Here is an 18,455-nt window from a genome sequence, read left to right on the forward strand (position 1 = left end):
TTCAATCACTATGTGCGTCGAAAGTGGTTTATAAGAAGGACATGCCGTGCCGGACACTGCGCGCATACCCCTGCTGGTAAGGGAGAATGAAAGAGACCCAAACCTGCTCATGCCTGATGATCCGGGCAAAGGCGCACTGCTGCGTCTGGGGCATGGTGAGGCAAAAGACGAGGTATGGCTTATCACGCATGATATTCCTCCCATTCCTTTCCTCTGGGGGCCTCACAAACCGTTTTGTTCCTGTTGTTCCGGGCAGAATCCCCTTGTCACAGTGCTGCGTCAGCTTTTTATGGATCGCGTACGCCGGCGATGCCCGTTGTTTTCCTTTGTCTGCATCGCCTGTCAGGCAGATCAGGTTAATCATGTCAGACAAGTGCTGGAAGGTGACGTCCTAGTCAGTGCACGTTACAAATTTTAGATATTATGTCTTTTTAGAAAAGTTTGAGAGGAATTTACACAATATCGGTTACGTAATATGGAGAGTTTAGGTGCATATTGCAGCATTTTCTTGAACTTGAGATGAAACTGAAAATTCTTGCTCGACATGGGGAGGGGTTTTGCCCGGTCCGGGCGGCCTGGAGTCTGAGCTGCTAAGTGAAACACAAAAGGAAGCTTCGTGAAGCATCGTGATGGCCTCGCTGCGGATGGCGAAAACCAGAACCCCGTTTATATCCGACTGCGCGCTGCGATGGCCGCAGCAAAATATCATGGGCTGGATCTCGATATCCGTGATTTTGCAGCCGAGCCTGGAGAGCCATCTCCTTCTCCAGCGTCCTTGGCGCGCTGGCTGAATGAGAATGGTGCCGTGGCGAAGGGCATGCGCATCAAATGGCGTTTCCTTGTTCGCATGTATAATACGCCGCCGATCGTCCTGATGTTCCGCGATGGTTCTGCAGCGCTGATGGTGCGTGCTGACCCGGAAAAGAATATTGTCTGGCTGCGTGATCCGCTCGGGGATGAGGGCAGTATTCCGGTAGCGGTCGATGAACTGCGTCTCTCCCAAGTCTGGACCGGCGATATCCTGCTGGTCAAACGGCGGAGAGATCTTTCGGAAGCCGATGCGCCTTTCGACCTTATGTGGTTCGTCAAAGTCGTCATGCGCGAGAAGAAGTCACTGCGTGACATTCTTTTCGCCTCCATGATACTGGCTATCCTGCAGATCTTCCCGGCGCTGATCGTAATGCAGGTGATTGATCGTGTGGTAAATTACCATTCGATGTCCACGCTGGTATCTATTACTGCCATCGTCATAATCCTGAGCTTCTATGAGACGCTTCTGACCTATGGTCGGCGTGAGCTGACACTGGTCATGACGACCCGCATCGACACACGTATTTCGCTTCATGCGTTCAACCGTCTTCTTGCCTTGCCGCTGGAGTTCTACGAACGTGAGCAGACGGGGCGCGTTCTCGGTCGTTATATGGCCATCTACAAGGTGCGTGACTTCCTGACGGGCAAGCTCATGTCCACGTTTCTGGACATGTTCACGCTGGTCGTGATTCTTCCGGTCCTTTTCGTCATGAGCACGACCCTTGCCTGGCTGACTTTGGCCTCTGCCGGTCTCATTGGTCTGATCATCATGATCTTCCTGCCGCCGATGACACGCGTCTATAACCGGTTGATGAATGCCGAAATGGACCGCTCCTCCATTCTCTATGAGACTGTTGCCGGTATTCGCACTGTCAAGACGCTTGCTCTCGAAGGTACACGTCGTGACAAATGGGACGAGACGACTGCGGAAGTTATCCGTTGGAAGCTGGCGGCCGGGCGCATGCAGAACTGGCCAAGCACGCTCGTTATGCCGCTCGACATGTTTATCAATCGCGGGATCATTCTTGTAGGCGCCTATCTCATTCTTTCCGGTTCCAGCAGCATACAGGCAGGCGCCCTCATGGCCTTCATGATGCTGGGTGGTCGTGTGGCGCAGCCACTGGTCGGGCTTGCTAAAATTCTTGAAGATCTCAACGAGGTAATGACCGCACTGGGAGAGGCAGCTAGTGCTCAACCAGCCCACCGAGACCAAGGCTCTGACATCGGGGCTCAGGCCTCCGATCAAGGGCGCACTTTCCTTTTCGCAGGTCGATTTCAGTTATCCAGGATCGACGGTCAAGGCGCTTAACGACGTCAATTTCGAGATTCCTGCGGGCACAATGCTGGGTCTTGTCGGACGTTCAGGCTCGGGCAAATCGACTGTGACCCGTTTGCTGCAAGGGGTAAGTCGCAATTACACCGGTTATCTGCGTCTCGACGGGGTGGAGTTGCGTGAAATCAACCTTAGTCATCTGCGCCGGTCTTTCGGCGTTGTACTCCAGGATAACTTTCTGTTTCGCGGCTCCGTGAGAGACAATATCACGGCAGGTCGTCCAGGTTATACCATGGATGATGTCATCCGCGCTGCCCGTCTGGCGGGTGCAGAAGAGTTTATCGATCGTATGCCTGCAGGTTATGACACGCCGATCGAGGAAGGGTCGACCAATATATCGGGTGGTCAGAGGCAGCGTCTTGCCATTGCCCGCGCCGTAATCAGTGATCCGAAGCTCATGATTCTGGATGAAGCGACTTCAGCTCTCGATCCGGAAAGTGAAGCGCTGGTCAACGCCAATTTGCAGCGTATTGGCAAGGGCCGCACGATGGTGATCGTCTCGCATCGACTGTCGTCGCTTGTTGACTGTCACCAGATCTGCGTCATGGACAAGGGTAAGGTTATTGATGTGGCGCCTCATGCCGTTTTGCTTGAGCGTTGCGAGATTTACCGCATGCTCTGGATACAGCAGAACCGCCATGAACATCGGGCAAAGGGCGGGCACACCGATCAGACTGATCAGAATGACGATCCCATGCTGATGGATGAGGAATAAGCCGTGAGCAATCAGGATATTGTCCCCGAAGACGGGAAAGAGGAAGGCCGTGGAATCCAGCCACACGTGCCGCGCCAGGCAGATGATCCGTTTGCCCAGCAGGGCATGCCCCTGGCATTGCTCGAGTTCCACTCTCCAAGTGCCGCGCTGGTCAATATGCCCCCGACGGCATCGGCACGCTATATCATCTGGATTGTCGGAGCCCTGTTCATTGCCGGATTGATTGCCGCAGCGGTTTTCCCGCTCAACAAGGTAGTCAGCACCCCTGGTCGGCTTGTTGCCGTTGATCGGGATCTGATCATCCAGCCGCTGGAAATGTCGATCATACGGTCTATCGATGTCGAGCTCGGGGAATATGTAAAGAAAGGCCAGATTCTGGCCCATCTCGATCCGACGCTTTCCAAAGCCGATATCGTCAATCTCAAGGCGCAGCGTGACTCCTATCAGGCAACACTGGCGCGTCTGCGTGCTGAAGCAGATGGCAAGCCTTACACGCCCGATCTCGATAACAGCTACTCTGTGCGCGAGGCTGCTTCCTATGAGCGGCGACATGCGGAATACACGGCCAAGATTGATCAGTTCAATCAGGAAATTGCAGCGCTTCAGAGCCAGATGAATGGCGCGCTGGCCAATGCGGCCATGCATCAGAGCCGTGGTCGTGTCGCCAATGAAGTGCTGCAGATGCGACGGCGTTTGCAGGCTGATCAGGTAGGGAGTAAACTTTCTACTCTCGCCGCCCAGAGCGAGTTCATGGACGCGGAACGTGCGCAGATCGAAGCTCAGCAGACAGCTGCCGCAACCAAGTCCAAGCTGGCATCGGTGCAGGCCGAGCGTGATGCCTATGTGCAGAACTGGAAAGCGCAGGTTTATACCCAATTGACCGAGGTCCAGCACCATTTTGATGAATCGGTTGGCGAATATGACAAGGCGGCATTGCGTAACAAGCTCGTCGTTCTTAAAGCGCCGCAGGATGGCGTCGTACTCAATATTGCCAAGCTTTCTGTCGGGTCAGTCATTTCTCCTGCCCAGATGCTGATGGCCATTGTTCCGACAGGCGCAGCTCTTGAAATGGAGGCTGTGCTCAAAGGTAATGACGCCGGTTTCGTCAAGCTTGGTGATCACGCCCTGATGAAATTTTCCACCTTTCCGTATACTCAGTATGGCGGGGCTGAAGGTACGGTACGTCTGATCAGTGCCGATGCTTTCACGCCGGGTGACATGAAGAGCGCTGCTATGGGACAGCCGCCTTCTGGAGATGATGATCCTTCGCAGACCGGTTTCTATCGCGTACGTCTGCGCATTGATCGCTATACGCTTCATGGTGTGCCGAGCTTCTTCCATCCTACACCTGGTATGCCTGTCACAGCAGATATTCAGGTCGGCAAGAGGACCATGCTGCAGTATTTCTTCAGCAAGATGATACCAGCTGCTACAAACGGGCTGAGGGAGCCGTCCTGAGTACGGTGAGTTTGCTCGAAAGGAAAGTGGCTTGGCTCTGAAGACACGTCTGGCATCCTTCGTCTCGCGCGATGTCAAACTCAAACAGGCGATCGAACAACTTGAGACGGGAGAGAATGCGGTTCAGGGCTTCAAGGCTCTGGCCCAGCTCGCCCAGCAGGATAACGTCGAGGCTCAGTATCGCGTCGGCAAGGCGTATCTTGAAGGGTGGGGGACACCGTCCAGCCTTGAGGATGGTACGCGATGGGTCCGTAAAGCGGCCGAGGCCGGGCATGTCCAGGCGCGTCTCGTTCTTGCGACTCTTTATCTTATGGGTTTCCCTGAGGGGTTTGATGAAAACCGCCCGGCTATCCTGCGTGATGAGACAGAACGCAAACGTGTACCCGATCCGGTCAAGGCAGCTCACTGGGCCAGGCTTGCCGCAGAAGAAGGGCAACCAGATGCTCAGGCATTGCTCGGTTATGTTCTGACCAATGGCCCTGATGCGTTGCGCGATATTGCCCAGGCGCGGGAGTGGTACGAAAAATCTGCAGCTGCCGGCTCCGCGCAGGGGCATCTGGGCCTCGGCATGGCGCTGCATACCGATCCGCAATCATCTGAGGATCTTGTGCGCGGTACGGCAGAGCTCGTTCTTGCCGCAGAAGCCGGTCTGGCAACAGCGTTCTATTTTCTTGGCTGGATCAACGAACAGGGTATTGGCAAGGATCAGGATTTCGTAGCCGCTGCGCGGTATTTCGAAAAAGCAGCAGAGCGCGGTGTCGTTCAGGCACAGACACGTTTTGCCCTTTATCTGCTTCAGGGCAAGGGGGTAAAGCGCCGGCTCGACAGAGCCGAAACCTGGCTGCGTCGTGCGGCACTGGGGGGAGATGCCGAAGCGGCAGCTCTGCTGGGCGATCTGCATGTAAGGGGTGAGGATACGGCTCCGAACTACCTTGAGGCAGCAACGTGGTATCAGCTTGCTGCCGAATTGGGACATGGTCCTGCCGCTCGTGGTCTGGCTTTGCTCTATCTGACCGGTACGGGCGTTCATCGGGATCCGGATGAAGCTGCCAAATGGTTCCGGGTCTCGGCAGAGTGCGGGGACCGCATGGCTGATGCCGATCTGGGAAATCTGGCCTTGACTGGTGTCGGGACGGAAGAAGATCGCCATGGCATGCAGCGACGTTTTCTTAAGGCAGCGGAAAACGGGGATCTGGTCGGTGCGTTCAATGTGGGCGTCTGTTATGCTGAAGGTGTCGGTACCGAACGCGATGAAGCCAGGGCTGCCTACTGGATGCAGCGTGCGGCAGATGGCGTAATCAATGCGCAATACTGGCTGGGTCGGATGTATCTTGAAGGCCGTGGTCTGAAGGAAGATATCGGTCTCGCTGTCCAGTGGCTGAACAAGGCGGCCAGCGTGGGCATGACCGATGCCATGACACTTCTCGCCCAGATTCTGGTTTCGGGTCGAGCGCCGCAAGGCCGAGATCATGCTGCTGCTCTGGCTCTGTACCGAGAGGCGGCACAGATGGGCAGTATCGAGGCAATGTTCTTTGCTGGGGCGATGTTGGGCGGGGGGCATGACGTGCCGGTCGACCGGCGTGAGGCGCAGCGCTACTTCCGCATGGCTGCTGAACGTGGTCATGCAATGGCCCAGCTGATGCTCGGTCGGTACCTGAAACGGGGACTTGGCGGAGAGGTCAATCCGGTAGAAGCCCGGGTCTGGCTCGAACGAGCGCAGGCACAGGGTGTGACCGATGCCCGGACAGAGCTGGGTAAACTTGAACGTCGTCTGGGCGGCCGTGTCTGAAAAAGGTCCACCACAGACCCGGCGCCCTCCTCCGGTTGCATCCGGATACGGTCATGCTGTTACGGCACAAGATCGTGTTGACTGGCAGAGATGGCATGATGCCAGAGCGCAGGAAGCTTTCAGGCGTGGTACCGATGCTGTTCAGTCCGGCGAGCAGAATGCAGCGCTTTTCTGGCTTGGGCGTGCATCCCGCATGGCCCGTCATAATCCCAATGTCATCTTTGCTTATGGCATGGCGTTGCTTTCTGCCGAGCGTTGGGCAGAAGCACAGGAGAGATTTGCCTGGATTACCGAGCGTTTCATCATGCGCAAGGCGCAGGCCGCACAGGCAATTGCGCTTTCCCATATGGACCGGATGGATGACGCTGTAGCTGTTTTCGGCAAAATGCTAAGTCTGTATGCTCCGTCTCCAGGGTTTCACTCCCGGACAGCGTTCTTCACCAATCAGTCCGGTCTGCCTGGATGGTGTGCCACCAGCAATGAAGGGATCGTACAGGGAGAGGCCCCGGGTCCCGTACGTATCGTCCTCGATGATCAGACCGTCGCAGAAGATGCGATTTTTCCGTTTTCGCTGCCTGATAGCTGGAAGCAGGCCAGAAGGCTCAGTGTTTTTTATAACGATACCCTCCTTTATGGGGCACCCGTCTCGCTTGAGTCCATACGGACAGTTCAGGGTTTTGCGACTGTTCGCAACCATCGGCTCGAAGGCTGGATCTGGTATCCGGCTGACCCGGACTTCACACCTCATGTCGTTTACGAAACCGGTGCTGATCGTATCGACATCACGGCCTCCGAACTCGAGCAGGAAGCAAAGCTTGATAAACCTCTTGCCCGACCGCGTCATTTTGACATTCCACTTGCAAAGCTGCCTGATGGACGGATCGAGCTGGTTGATCGTTACGGGCAGCCTCTGACTGGCAGTCCGATCAGTCCAGCGGTGGTAAAATTGCTTGATCACGAAGGGGGAGGGCGTCGCAAGGTACGAAAGGAGCGAAAAACCCCGCATATCGCCGCAAGAACGCCCGGCTGTCTGGTTATTATTCCGGCCTATCGTGATGCGGCTCTGACAAGGACGTGCGTCGAGGCTGTTCTGGCAGAAGGACAGAGCGATGTGGAATGTCTGGTGATTGATGACGCTTCGCCTGAACCTGAGCTGACGGCCTATCTCGCTACGATGGCGTCACGCCGGGCGATTACGCTTATCCGTCACGAGCGGAATCGGGGTTTTACGGCAAGTGCCAATGCTGGACTGAAAAAGGCCATGGGGCGGGATGCCATTCTGCTCAACAGTGATGCCCTGATCCCCCGAGGGGGAGTTGGCCGCTTGCGGGCCTGGCTTGACCGGGATGACCGGATCGGAACGGCCACACCGTTTTCCAATGATGCAACTATCCTGTCTTATCCATCTGTCACAAAAACAAATCCTGTTCCTGACGCCGAGACAGGGCGGACATTGGACCGGATCTTTTCATCGCTACCGCAAAACGGCCTGATCGATCTTCCGACCGGTAACGGCTTCTGCATGGCAATACGCGGGGACTGTCTTGCGCAGACCGGTTTGCTGAATGTCGATGTTTTTGCGCAGGGCTATGGCGAGGAAAATGATTTCTGTTGCCGGGCTGCTGCTCATGGATGGCGCCATGTTGCTGCAACAGATCTTTACGTCATTCATGTGGGATCTGTTTCGTTCGGTCATACGCGTACGCTTCTCCTGGAGCGCAATCTACGTATGCTCAATGCGCTTCATCCGGGATATGATGCAGAGGTGGCGCAGTTCATTTCGGCGGATCCTCTTGGCTCGGTGAGACGTAACGTTGCTCTGGTTCGCATGATCACCCGCCGCAAGGCTGCAGCATCATGCCTCATCATGGTTACTCATGATTCCGGAGGGGGGGTTGAGCGTGTCGTCAGGCGTCGTCGCGCCGAGGCTGAAGCCAAAGGTGTACAGGTTCTGATCCTCAGACCCCATCAGAAAGGCTGTCTGATAGAGGATTGTGGCGGTGATACCACCAATATGATATTCGAGCTGCCTCACGAGTGGCGCAATCTCGTCACGATCCTGCGTCGTATGAGAGCAGACCGGATCGAGTGGCATCACCTGCTTGGTCATGCCCCCGGCATGCATGAGCTTGCGGCAGCTCTTGATCTCAAATGGGATGTCGTGTTGCATGATTACATCTGGTTCTGCCCGCGTATCTGTCTGATCGGCCCGACGACACATTACTGTGGCGAGCCCTCTATCTCGGGCTGCGAGAGCTGTATCGCGCAGCAGGGATCGCTGATTGATGGTCATCTTTCTGTAACGGAACTTGTCAGTCGTTCAGGTAGTTTGTTGAGAGACGCGCGGGAAGTGAGTGCAGGATCCCTTGATCTTCAACGCCGGATGAAGCGTCACTTTCCAGGAGTGGAGATCAGGATCGAACCGCTTGAGCAGGAGAGCTATCCTCCTCTCAAACCAATGCGCGACCATGGTCATCGCAGACGCCGCATTTGTGTGCCGGGCGGAATCGGTAAGGAAAAAGGGTTTGAGATTGTGCTGCAACTGGCAGAGGATGCAGCGAAACGCGGTTTACCCCTGGATTATATCATTGCCGGTTATACCATTGATGACGAACGCCTGATGGCGACAGGTCATGCGATGGTGTCGGGAGAGTATAGAGAGGACGAGGCGGTAGACGTTATCAATTCTTTTGAGTGCGATATTGGGCTTATTCCGTCGATCTGGCCTGAAACATGGTGTTTTGCACTGTCAAATCTGTGGCAGGCCGGATTGAAAGTGGTAAGTTTTGATCTGGGCGCCAGTCAGAGCGTATTCAGAAATCCGGTCGTGGTGCTGTGGTGCCACTTGGAATGCCAGTGTCATTATTGAGTAATTTCTTGCTACACTTATCACATTAGAGGATGCGACTGTCAGCTTGTTAAAGCATATGCTAAAGTGTGGGAAATTTCCTGAAATGGCATGAACAGATTCGATCTGTAATCATGTTAAAAAATCTTTATTGAGTGATGGGTAAGTATAGATGTCTAACGCGACGCATCCCCCCGGGCAGGGCAGGTAGTTCAGCTTAAGGTCCATGGGTCATTGATGACGTTCGATGCCGGATTATACTGTGTTTTCTTGCCACCGGAATTTGCCGGGCAATCTGTGAATGGCTACCCGGCGGTAACGGTTACTCATGCGCCGAATATACCAGCAGGCATCGTGTCCATCACCACGATTGATGATGACGGCATTATCAGTGCAAATCATGGAGCTGGGGCCGGTGCCGCGGTCGTGCGCGTCTCTCGCGGTCCGGCACAGATTCTGGTTACGACCTATCAGGAGCCTGACAGTACCCTGCCAGCGCCAAGTATCCAGGTTGCGCGTCTTTCAGGTGATTCTGCTGCGACCACTTCGCCTGTTGCGGCTGCGGAAACGGCTCGGGCAGCTTCAGGTGCGACTTCTGCCCAGACCTCACAGTCGGACTTCAAACCCGAGGTCGCAGCGCATGTGCAGCGTCGTGGTGATGTGCTGGCGAAGATTGGTGAATGGATGGGTGAGCCGGGCAGCCAGAACTGGATTGAAGGTTTCGGTATTGCACCTCAAAGTCTGATCGCTCCAGAGGATGTTGAGTATCAGGCTGTTCTGGGGAAGGGATGGTTGTCGCCCTGGGCCGAGGCCGGTCAGTATTGTGGCTCACGGGGTATGGCTCTTCCCATTCTCGGACTTTGTGTTCGCCTGAAAAATGGTGCAGAGGAAAAGTTCGATCTTGCTCTGAGTGCCACGTTTACTGATGGTACCCGTCTCGGCCCTGTTTCTGCCGGCGAGGCGCTTGAAGCTGAATCGCTTGCGCCGCTTGAGGCATTCCGTCTTGAGATTCTCCCCCGAGGGGCACACACAGGCTCAGGGGAGAGCACATCTGGCAAGACGTCAAAAAAAACCAGTTCCCGACGCAAATCCTCTGAGGATTGAGAGAAAGAATAGTTGCGGTCGACGAGTGGACGATAGCAACTGATATCGTCGCATGGATGACAGTGTGATTTACAAGATCCTCATCCATGTGCGGGAAAGTGCCAGGGGAAGTGGCTTTTTCCTGTCATCGTGATCTGAAAGCTGATTTGCTGTGCGTTTTCTGTTTGTGCATCAGAATTTTCCGGGCCAATTCCTCCATCTGGTCAGGCATTTGCATGAGCAGGGTGGACATGAGATTGTCTTTATTTCCGAAGCCAACGAGGGGGCTCTGCCTGGTGTCAGGCGTGTGCTTTATCGTCAGGATAGAGCAGTTTCGCCGCAGACGCATCCGTCTCTTCGTGAACTCGAGACCGGGCTGATCCGGGCCGAAGCGGTGGCACGCGCCGCTCAGACGCTCAAGGGACTGGGCTATGTGCCCGATATTATAATAGGGCATCACGGTTGGGGGGAATTACTCAACCTTGTCGATGTTTATCCTGCAACACCAATCCTCGGATATTTCGAGTTTTTCTATCATACGGATCGAAACGATGTTGATTTTGATCCGGAATTTCCGCCCCGGTCAGATCTTTTTGCAAATGTCAGAGTCAAAAACGCCATTAATCTTCTGGCGTTAAACTTGAACCAGCATGGGCAGACGCCGACTCTCTTCCAGAAAGATACGTATCCGATCTGGGCTCATGACCGGATCAGCCTGTTACGCGAGGGCGCCAATCTTGATCTCTGCGCACCTGATCCAGCCATTTTCCGGCGCGACGTCATGATCGGACCGCATGTTATTCGTCCACACGACAAGTTGGTCACTTTTGTTGCGCGTAATCTCGAACCTTATCGGGGGTATCACAGCTTTATGAGGGCGCTGCCACGCGTTCTGGCCGAAAGACCCGATGTGCGCATTGTGTTGATTGGTGGAGACGGGACAAGTTATGGCGCATTGCCACCTGCTGAATCTGGAAGCTGGCGCGATCATTTCCTGAATGAGGTAGTAACCGACCTTGATATGGACCGGGTGCATTTCATGGGCAGGGTTGACTATGATCTTTTTCGCACAACCCTCAAACGGTCCGATGCCCATGTTTATCTGACTTACCCCTTTGTTGCCTCCTGGTCGTTGCGTGAGGCCATGGCAACAGGCTGTGCGATCGTGGGGAGCCAGACAGCGCCAGTAGAAGAATTCATTACTGACCGGCATAACGGTCTTCTGACGCCGTTTCTCGAACCAGCCCGTATTGCGCAATCAATTCTGGAAATCCTGGAAGACCGGTCTCTGGCAACCAGTCTCAGGAGAGGGGCGAGAAGTTTCGCCGAAGCGGAATTATCCCTTTCAGGTTATCTTGCCAATTACGACGCCCTGATCGCATCTCTCGTAGGCTGACAGGGCTATCGGGTGTTTCAGATCATGAACCCTGGTTCTGCCCCGGAATACCAGGGCAGATGAGGATCAGAAGATTTCGATATGGGATTTGAATCCCAGCGTTGCAGCATCCTTCAGGCCAGGCTGTGCACCCGGACGGATGAAGTACTGAAAGTCAGGGGCAAAGGTAATCCCGCGCCAAACCCGGATCTGATACATGGCTTCGATCACCATACCGTTGGTTTGCGGGAAGAATGATCCATTGAGAAGGGTCTGATAGCCCAGGCTCTGCTGGATCTGTTGTGCTGTCTTGACCTTTTTCGAGACCTGAACATAGCTGAAATTCACACCCCAGGCATCCAGCGGACGTGACTTCCAGAAACCACGATCAAGTACACCAATCGAGAACTGACGTTCGCGGGTCTGGGTGACCGGTGAGTTATTATAGAATACGCCAAGGACAGTGAGGCCTGCATCGGGCCCATTGCCCTTGTGACGCAGAATCATCTGGTCAGCGAGCGCCCAGGCAGACCACGAGTTATTATGGACCTTGCGGGCCTGGCCAGTAACAGCCCAGTAATTGTCATTCACGTCATAGAGCATGTCGGGGTGTGGAGCGGTATCCACGGCACCACCAAGTTTGTAGTGACCAGGCAGTTTGTCCTTGCCGAAGATTGGTTCCCAGCCAAACTCGACCGGAGCCGCTTCACCATTGATATCAGCGCCATTCCATTTGAAGCCGGTGCGCATCTGCTGAACGCCGTAGATACCCATCGTATTGAAGTAAACGCCAGCCTGAATATAAGTATATTGCGATGGACGTACGCGAATACGCGCTGCCCAGTTTGAGTCCGGATAGGATGAATGGCTCGTATTGTCTGACGATGCTTTCGGGTTACCGCAGAATGCATTGTTCATAAAGTTGCAATAGAGCGGGTTCGATGAGAAATCGGTCAGAAGAGGAATACGGCCAGCGGCTATATCAAGATGACCGTTAAAGAGTGTCTCTTCACCGTAAATGTAGACGAGATGGACAACCACATTGCCGCCGCCGCCGTAGATTTCCTGACTGGGATTCAGGTTGTCACCAAACATGCGGCTTGCTGGAATGCCATAACGACCTACTATAACGGCATGGGTCGAAAAGCCCCGGATACCAGCCAGCTTTTCCCAGTCGATATCATTTTCGAAACCGTATTGACCGGCGTTGCTGCTGCCCTGACGCAGGCCCAGACCTTTGGTCGGGCTTGTAATAGCCCCTGCGAACTCGTTGGTCGTATCAAGCAGGATCGCGACACCATGCTGGCGCAGCCAGGTGTTCCACCCCCATGGATCGTCAAAAATGGCTTCCGGATGGGGCAGAGGGGGAACGGATGAGGTCTGGAGGTTGTAGGTGCCGATCGGACTCGAAACACGTACGGAGGGCGCGAGGCCGGTGCCGTTCGGTGCGCCACCGGCCAACGGCGATTGCGCCTGGGCTGACGGGATGGCGGAGAATGTAGCGAGAGCTGTGGTGACCACGCCCAGCGCCTTTAGTGAATTACGGGTAAGAGACATGAGGGCAGTCCGCCAGTCGGATGGAAAACGCAAAATTCCGTCAAAGGAAGGAATCAGGATATCGACCCTGATCTCAACATGACCTTTTTATTACATATGATTTAGATTTGGCAACGTCAGCAATGGACGTTTTTTCCTCAAACCCATATGAAGGTAAAAAACCGGAAAGCACTGTGTCTTTCCGGTCACGTTTCCTTACAGGGGGATCATCTTACTTTGCGGCGTCAAGAGCAGCGAGAATGGCGCTCTTGGCTTCTTCTGGTCCGGCCCAGCCTGAGACTTTGACCCACTTGTTTGGCTCAAGATCTTTATAACGCTCGAAGAAATGACCGATTGCCTTGAGCGTGATTTCCGGCAGATCGTTGATCGTCTTCACGTCGGTATATTGCGTGTGGATCTTGTCATGCGGAACGCAGATGATTTTCTCATCCTGCCCGCTCTCATCTTCCATTTTCAGCATGCCGATAGGGCGGGCGCGAATAACGGCGCCAGGAACGATCGGGCCAGGTGCCAGAACAAGGGCATCAGCCGGATCACCATCGGCTGCCAGCGTGTTCGGAATGAATCCGTATGCTGCCGGGTAGTTCATCGGGGTGAACAGGAAGCGATCCACGAATACTGCGCCGCTTTCCTTGTCCACTTCGTATTTGACAGAAGAGCCCTGAGGAATTTCGATGACGACATTGATATCGTCTGGAACAGATTTGCCTGGGGATATCTTGGTGACGTCCATCACTGTATTTCCTGATATGGTTGGTAATATGGTCCGATCTTAGCGGTTCGTTGCTCTCCTGCCCAGATGCTGTGACGTCCGAGTTGCAGCGTGATCAGGGTTGCCTCCTGTCTGGTCCCGGTCGTCCGGTGGCTTCCTGACGGTCGACGTGACCCAGGTCCCGCTCCGGGGCGATTACGTCGCGCAGCCGCTGTTTGATATCTTTCGGTCCCGGAAAGCCACCATCGCGTTTGCGCTCCCAGATCAGGGTATCATCAAGCATGATACTGAAATGGCCGCCCGTATCAGGAATGAGCGCCACCTCTCCGAGATCGGTCCCAAAGCTTGAAAGGATTTCCTGCGCTATCCAGGCGGAACGCAGCATCCAGTTACATTGTGTGCAGTAACGTATGGCGATGCGCGGTCGCCCTTCGGCGAGGGGTGGCGATGTTGTATTCATGAGAGCCTCTCCGGAAGCTGTCCTGCGGCGCCAGAGCAATCAGAATGGCGGGCAGTTTTGGGCAGGAACCTGTCTTTATCATTGCTAAATTGCACCGCGAACGGATTTCTTTCTCTCTTCGACTTGCAATAAACACCGAATTGCGCAATTTGCAGCTTACCTGTGCGCCTGTAGCTCAATTGGTTAGAGCAGGCCGCTCATAACGGCTTGGTTGCGGGTTCGAGTCCTGCCGGGCGCAGGGGTTTTCGCTCCTTGAAGGAGCGCACTCGAGCTGCGTTCTCGTCCTTTCCGACCGACCATTTCATCAGGAGATCCGTCATGGCCGCCTATCAGTATGTCTATGTCATGAAGGACCTGACGAAGGCCTATCCCGGAGGGCGCGAGGTCTTCAAGGGCATCACTCTCTCTTTCCTCCCCGGGGTCAAGATCGGTGTGCTTGGTGTCAACGGCGCCGGTAAATCGACTCTGCTCAAGATCATGGCCGGGATCGAAAAGGAATATGGCGGTGAAGCCTGGGGCGCAGAAGGCGCACGTATCGGTTATCTGGAGCAGGAGCCCAAGCTCGACGAGTCTCTGACTGTCGGTGAGAATGTGGCACTGGGATTCGGCGATCTGAAACGAGCCGTCGATCGGTTCAATGAGATTTCCATGGCTTTCGCCGAGCCCATGACCGATGACGAAATGACAGCCCTGCTCGCCGAACAGGCAGAATTGCAGGAAAAGATCGACGCCGGCGATGGTTGGGAGCTGGATCGCAAGCTCGAAATCGCGCTCGAAGCTCTGCGTTGCCCACCCGCCGACAGCCCCGTCACCATGCTTTCCGGTGGTGAGCGTCGCCGCGTGGCCCTGTGCCGCCTGCTGCTCGAAAAGCCCGATCTGCTACTGCTCGATGAACCGACCAACCATCTCGATGCCGAGAGTGTAGCTTGGCTTGAAAAGACCCTGCGCGACTATCAGGGTACCGTCATGGTTATCACCCATGACCGCTACTTCCTCGACAATGTCACGAACTGGATTCTCGAAATCGAGCGGGGTCGTGGCTATCCGTTCGAAGGCAATTACTCTTCCTGGCTGACACAGAAGCGCAAGCGCCTTGCCCAGGAAGAGAAGGAAGAGAGCTCGCGCCAGCGCGCCCTTGCTGCCGAGCAGGACTGGATCAGCTCCTCGCCCAAGGCCCGTCAGGCCAAGAGCAAGGCCCGTATCACCAAATATGAGGAAATGCTGGCCGCGAATCAGGAGCGTGCCGGTGGCACGGCTGACATCGTCATTACTCCGGGGCCACGTCTGGGCGGTACGGTGATCGAGGCCGAGAATCTTTCCAAGGGCTTTGGAGACCGTCTGCTGATCGACGGTCTGAGCTTCAAGTTGCCACCAGGCGGCATTGTGGGTGTAATCGGGCCGAATGGTGCCGGTAAATCCACGCTTTTCAAGATGATCACCGGTCAGGATCAGCCCGATGGCGGCGCGCTCAAGATCGGTGATACGGTCAAGCTCGGCTATGTAGACCAGTCACGCGACTCGCTTGATGACAGCAAGACGGTCTGGGAGGAAATCTCCGGCGGTACGGATGTTATCCAGCTTGGCAAGCGTACGGTGCCATCGCGTGCTTATGTTGGTGCGTTCAACTTCAAGGGTTCCGATCAGCAGAAGCGTGTAGGCGTCCTATCGGGTGGTGAGCGCAACCGCGTGCATCTGGCCAAGATGCTCAAGAAGGACAGCAATGTCATTCTGCTCGACGAACCGACCAACGACCTTGATGTCGATACGCTGCGCGCTCTCGAAGATGCTCTGGCCGAATTTGCCGGCTGCGCCGTGGTGATCTCGCATGATCGCTGGTTCCTTGACCGTCTGGCCACCCATATCCTCGCTTTCGAGGGTGACAGCCATGTTGAATGGTTCGAGGGGAACTTCCAGGATTATGAAGAAGACAAGCGTCGTCGTCTTGGTCCCGATTCGACCGAGCCAAGCCGTATCAAGTATCGTCCCATCGCACGCTAAGGATGAGGATGTCGGGGTGGTGCCTCTCTGACATCTATCCTGTTGATGTCGTTCCGGGAGATGGGTCGTGACGCTCGGGCGTCAGATCCGTACCCAGCGCCTTGTTCTGCAAGCGGTGACCTGGCGCGACATGCAGGACATGATCCGTCTCAAGACCAGTGGCGCGTCTTTCGGGCGTATGCTGGGTGGTGTTCGTTCGCTTCAGCAGGTTGAAGACGAAATGGCCGATGACCTCGCTTTCTGGGCAAAGCGCGGTATCGGCATTTTTACCATCCGTGAGAATGATTGCTTTGTCGGTATGACCGGTCTGCATGAGCGTCCGGATGGTCGCGGTCTGGGTCTGCGTTTTGCCCTTGTACCCGAGGCATCGGGGCGGGGGATTGCCCGAGAGGCGGCCGGTGCTGCGCTTCGTTTTGCCCTCGATGCCGGTATTGAACGTATTGTGGGGGTAACTCGCGAAGACAACATGCCCTCACGTATCGTTCTGGGTAGTATCGGGATGCATCATATTGAGAGCTTCGAGCGTGACGGGTATCTAATGCTTGTTTACGAAATCCGACAGAGCAGACAGTTCCCTACAGCCTGAAGCCGAGATGTGCGCAGGGGCCTGACCCTCACTGCTTGAAGTTGCCAGTCGCTCCTGACTGAGGACCAGCTGACGCGGCATATGAGTACAGCCACACGGAGTGGTCGCGCGTAAGTCGTAATTTTCTGTTGTGGAGACGTGTTTAGATTCCCGGCGCGAAACGCTCTCCATGAAATCGGCTTTGCTGCCAGCTGAAAGCCGGAGATTTCACATGATATCGAATTGATCGTACGTACTTTCAGTCTGATCGTTGTGGTTTTCTATGCAGAATATATCGGATTGAGCGATCAAGCATACGTGTTAATTATTTGATATTAATAAACATATTTATCCAGAACAAAATTACGTTAGTGAATATTAATTAATGCATTTGTTGCTTTATACTTTGAAAAAAGGAGAAGCGCGAATGGTAAATACTCTGGATTCAGAAGGCGCGACGGTGTCATCGTTTGATATGGGAAGGTCCGAACCGGTCCCTGATCGGACAGAAACGGGCAAAGAACATTTTGAGGTGCTGGACGGGCTTCGCGGCACAGCCGCAATACTTGTTGTACTTTTCCATATCCAGGGGATTACGGTTACCTGGGTTGGGGAGAAGGTTATCCTTCATCATGCTCCTCTAGCGGTTGATTTCTTCTTTGCGCTTTCGGGTTTTGTCATGGGTTATGCCTATGATGATCGATGGAAGAAAATGAGCGTTGGTCAATTCCTGACGCTTCGCCTGATCCGGTTGCACCCGCTGGTAATTCTGGGTGTGACCATGGGCCTGGTCAGTTATCTGTTCGATCCTTTCAAGGGCAGTCTGCAGAACGTCCCACTGGAGACCCTGCTCGGCGTGTTCGTGCTTGGATTGTTGCTACTGCCTGCAGGACCACTACCCAACCGCTGGACCGATACGCACCCGTTCAATGGTCCATGCTGGAGCCTGCTTCAGGAATATATAGGCAATATCGCTTATGCATTGGTGCTGCGGCATTTGTCCGCTCGTGTGCTCGGCGGTATCGCGATCGTTGCAGGTATCGTTCTGACGGCTTGTGCCTTGAGCATCGGAACACTGGATCAGGGATCGAGCTTCGAAACGCTTTGGATGGCGCAGATCCGTCTGTATTTCCCGTTCGTTACGGGGCTTTGGCTTTACCGCCTTCGTGACCGTCTGCCGCGTTTCCGGCTTGGGTGGCTGCCGCTCAGTGTCATTATGACCGCGGCAATGCTGGTTCCGATTATCCCGGAATCTGATGGCGTAAAATGGAACGGCTTTTATGAGGCGCTTTGCGTGATCCTGCTTTTTCCGGCAATCATCATCGCTGGCCAGCACTCGAATGCCGGGCGTGGAATGTTGGGGTTATGCAAGGCAAGCGGGCGTATTTCCTATCCCCTTTATATTACCCATTTTCCGATCCTGTACGTATGGATGAACTATGTGGCCAACTGTCATCCCACGTCCCGCCAACTGCTCGCTTACGGGTTGGCGACGATTCCCGTTACGCTGCTTGTTGCCTGGGCGGGTCTCGTATTCTGGGATGAGCCGATCCGATCCCGCCTTCGGTCAGCGATGCGGGCACGTCGTTGACGTGTGATCTTATCTTGAACGGGAGTGGTTCTGCGTCTTCCATTCGTGCCAGGACCAATGGCAAGAGTGATAGCGCTGTTTCCTTGAGAGAAAGCCCTGACCCGATAGATGCGATGGCAGCGAGCACCTATCCAGCATGTCTGACCGAATAAGGCAGTATC

12 protein-coding genes, 1 tRNA gene and 1 pseudogene are annotated in these 18,455 nt (G+C 54.8%); 11 read left to right on the plus strand and 3 right to left on the minus strand.

Features of this window, described 5'->3' with window-relative positions:
* Positions 1-46: 46 nt before the first annotated feature.
* The 7 genes and pseudogenes from JCM25354_RS06100 (at position 47) to JCM25354_RS17105 (ending at position 11,432) form a co-directional block, all read left to right on the plus strand.
* A complete protein-coding gene (locus JCM25354_RS06100) occupies positions 47-418 on the plus strand; it encodes a hypothetical protein (RefSeq protein WP_025885359.1) in 372 nt (123 codons plus the stop codon).
* Positions 419-688: 270 nt separating this feature from the next.
* Positions 689-2,858, plus strand: a pseudogene (locus JCM25354_RS17095) (peptidase domain-containing ABC transporter).
* Positions 2,859-2,861: 3 nt separating this feature from the next.
* Positions 2,862-4,316: an HlyD family type I secretion periplasmic adaptor subunit gene (locus JCM25354_RS06110; protein WP_025885360.1), complete on the plus strand. Its 1,455-nt coding sequence runs from the start codon at positions 2,862-2,864 to the stop codon at positions 4,314-4,316.
* A 31-nt stretch (positions 4,317-4,347) separates the two neighbouring features.
* The gene (locus tag JCM25354_RS06115; protein ID WP_025885361.1) at positions 4,348-6,105 is read left to right on the plus strand and encodes a tetratricopeptide repeat protein; all 1,758 of its coding nucleotides are present in this window, start codon (positions 4,348-4,350) and stop codon (positions 6,103-6,105) included.
* Entirely contained in the window at positions 6,098-8,974 is a 2,877-nt protein-coding gene (locus JCM25354_RS17100; protein WP_159103460.1) for a glycosyltransferase, read from the plus strand. The genes JCM25354_RS06115 and JCM25354_RS17100 overlap by 8 nt, the downstream gene beginning before the upstream one ends.
* A 216-nt stretch (positions 8,975-9,190) precedes the next feature.
* Positions 9,191-10,057: a hypothetical protein gene (locus JCM25354_RS06125; protein ID WP_051537259.1), complete on the plus strand. Its 867-nt coding sequence runs from the start codon at positions 9,191-9,193 to the stop codon at positions 10,055-10,057.
* 151 nt (positions 10,058-10,208) lie between these two features.
* Positions 10,209-11,432: a glycosyltransferase family 4 protein gene (locus tag JCM25354_RS17105; protein WP_035446903.1), complete on the plus strand. Its 1,224-nt coding sequence runs from the start codon at positions 10,209-10,211 to the stop codon at positions 11,430-11,432.
* A gap of 66 nt (positions 11,433-11,498) precedes the next feature.
* Here the strand turns inward: JCM25354_RS17105 and JCM25354_RS06135 are convergent, their stop codons facing one another.
* The 3 genes from JCM25354_RS06135 to JCM25354_RS06145 form a co-directional block, all read right to left on the minus strand.
* Positions 11,499-12,968, minus strand: coding sequence for a carbohydrate porin (locus JCM25354_RS06135; RefSeq protein WP_025885363.1), 1,470 nt, complete (start codon positions 12,966-12,968; stop codon positions 11,499-11,501).
* A 211-nt stretch (positions 12,969-13,179) separates the two neighbouring features.
* Entirely contained in the window at positions 13,180-13,701 is a 522-nt protein-coding gene (gene ppa, locus JCM25354_RS06140; RefSeq protein WP_025885364.1) for an inorganic diphosphatase, read from the minus strand.
* Positions 13,702-13,795: 94 nt separating this feature from the next.
* Positions 13,796-14,140: a SelT/SelW/SelH family protein gene (locus JCM25354_RS06145; RefSeq protein ID WP_025885365.1), complete on the minus strand. Its 345-nt coding sequence runs from the start codon at positions 14,138-14,140 to the stop codon at positions 13,796-13,798.
* Between the two features lie 164 nt (positions 14,141-14,304).
* Between JCM25354_RS06145 and JCM25354_RS06150 the strand changes: the two genes are divergently transcribed.
* The 4 genes from JCM25354_RS06150 (at position 14,305) to JCM25354_RS06165 (ending at position 18,294) form a co-directional block, all read left to right on the plus strand.
* Positions 14,305-14,378, plus strand: a tRNA-Ile gene (locus tag JCM25354_RS06150).
* Positions 14,379-14,458: 80 nt separating this feature from the next.
* The gene (ettA, locus tag JCM25354_RS06155) at positions 14,459-16,138 is read left to right on the plus strand and encodes an energy-dependent translational throttle protein EttA (RefSeq protein ID WP_025885366.1); all 1,680 of its coding nucleotides are present in this window, start codon (positions 14,459-14,461) and stop codon (positions 16,136-16,138) included.
* Between the two features lie 67 nt (positions 16,139-16,205).
* Positions 16,206-16,724 (plus strand): GNAT family N-acetyltransferase, encoded by a 519-nt coding sequence (locus tag JCM25354_RS06160; RefSeq protein WP_025885367.1) that lies wholly within the window; start codon positions 16,206-16,208, stop codon positions 16,722-16,724.
* A gap of 406 nt (positions 16,725-17,130) precedes the next feature.
* A complete protein-coding gene (locus tag JCM25354_RS06165) occupies positions 17,131-18,294 on the plus strand; it encodes an acyltransferase family protein (protein ID WP_025885368.1) in 1,164 nt (387 codons plus the stop codon).
* Positions 18,295-18,455: the final 161 nt, after the last annotated feature.

Source organism: Asaia prunellae JCM 25354 (assembly GCF_000613885.1).
Lineage (GTDB): Bacteria > Pseudomonadota > Alphaproteobacteria > Acetobacterales > Acetobacteraceae > Asaia > Asaia prunellae.

Bases quoted from the DNA above. Each gene is read 5' to 3' on its own strand.
- JCM25354_RS06125 (WP_051537259.1), top strand. From the start codon at position 9,191: ATGACGTTCGATGCCGGATTATACTGTGTTTTCTTGCCACCGGAATTT.
- JCM25354_RS06135 (WP_025885363.1), bottom strand. From the start codon at position 12,968: ATGTCTCTTACCCGTAATTCACTAAAGGCGCTGGGCGTGGTCACCACA.
- ppa (WP_025885364.1), bottom strand. From the start codon at position 13,701: ATGGACGTCACCAAGATATCCCCAGGCAAATCTGTTCCAGACGATATC.
- JCM25354_RS06145 (WP_025885365.1), bottom strand. From the start codon at position 14,140: ATGAATACAACATCGCCACCCCTCGCCGAAGGGCGACCGCGCATCGCC.
- ettA (WP_025885366.1), top strand. From the start codon at position 14,459: ATGGCCGCCTATCAGTATGTCTATGTCATGAAGGACCTGACGAAGGCC.
- JCM25354_RS06165 (WP_025885368.1), top strand. From the start codon at position 17,131: ATGGTAAATACTCTGGATTCAGAAGGCGCGACGGTGTCATCGTTTGAT.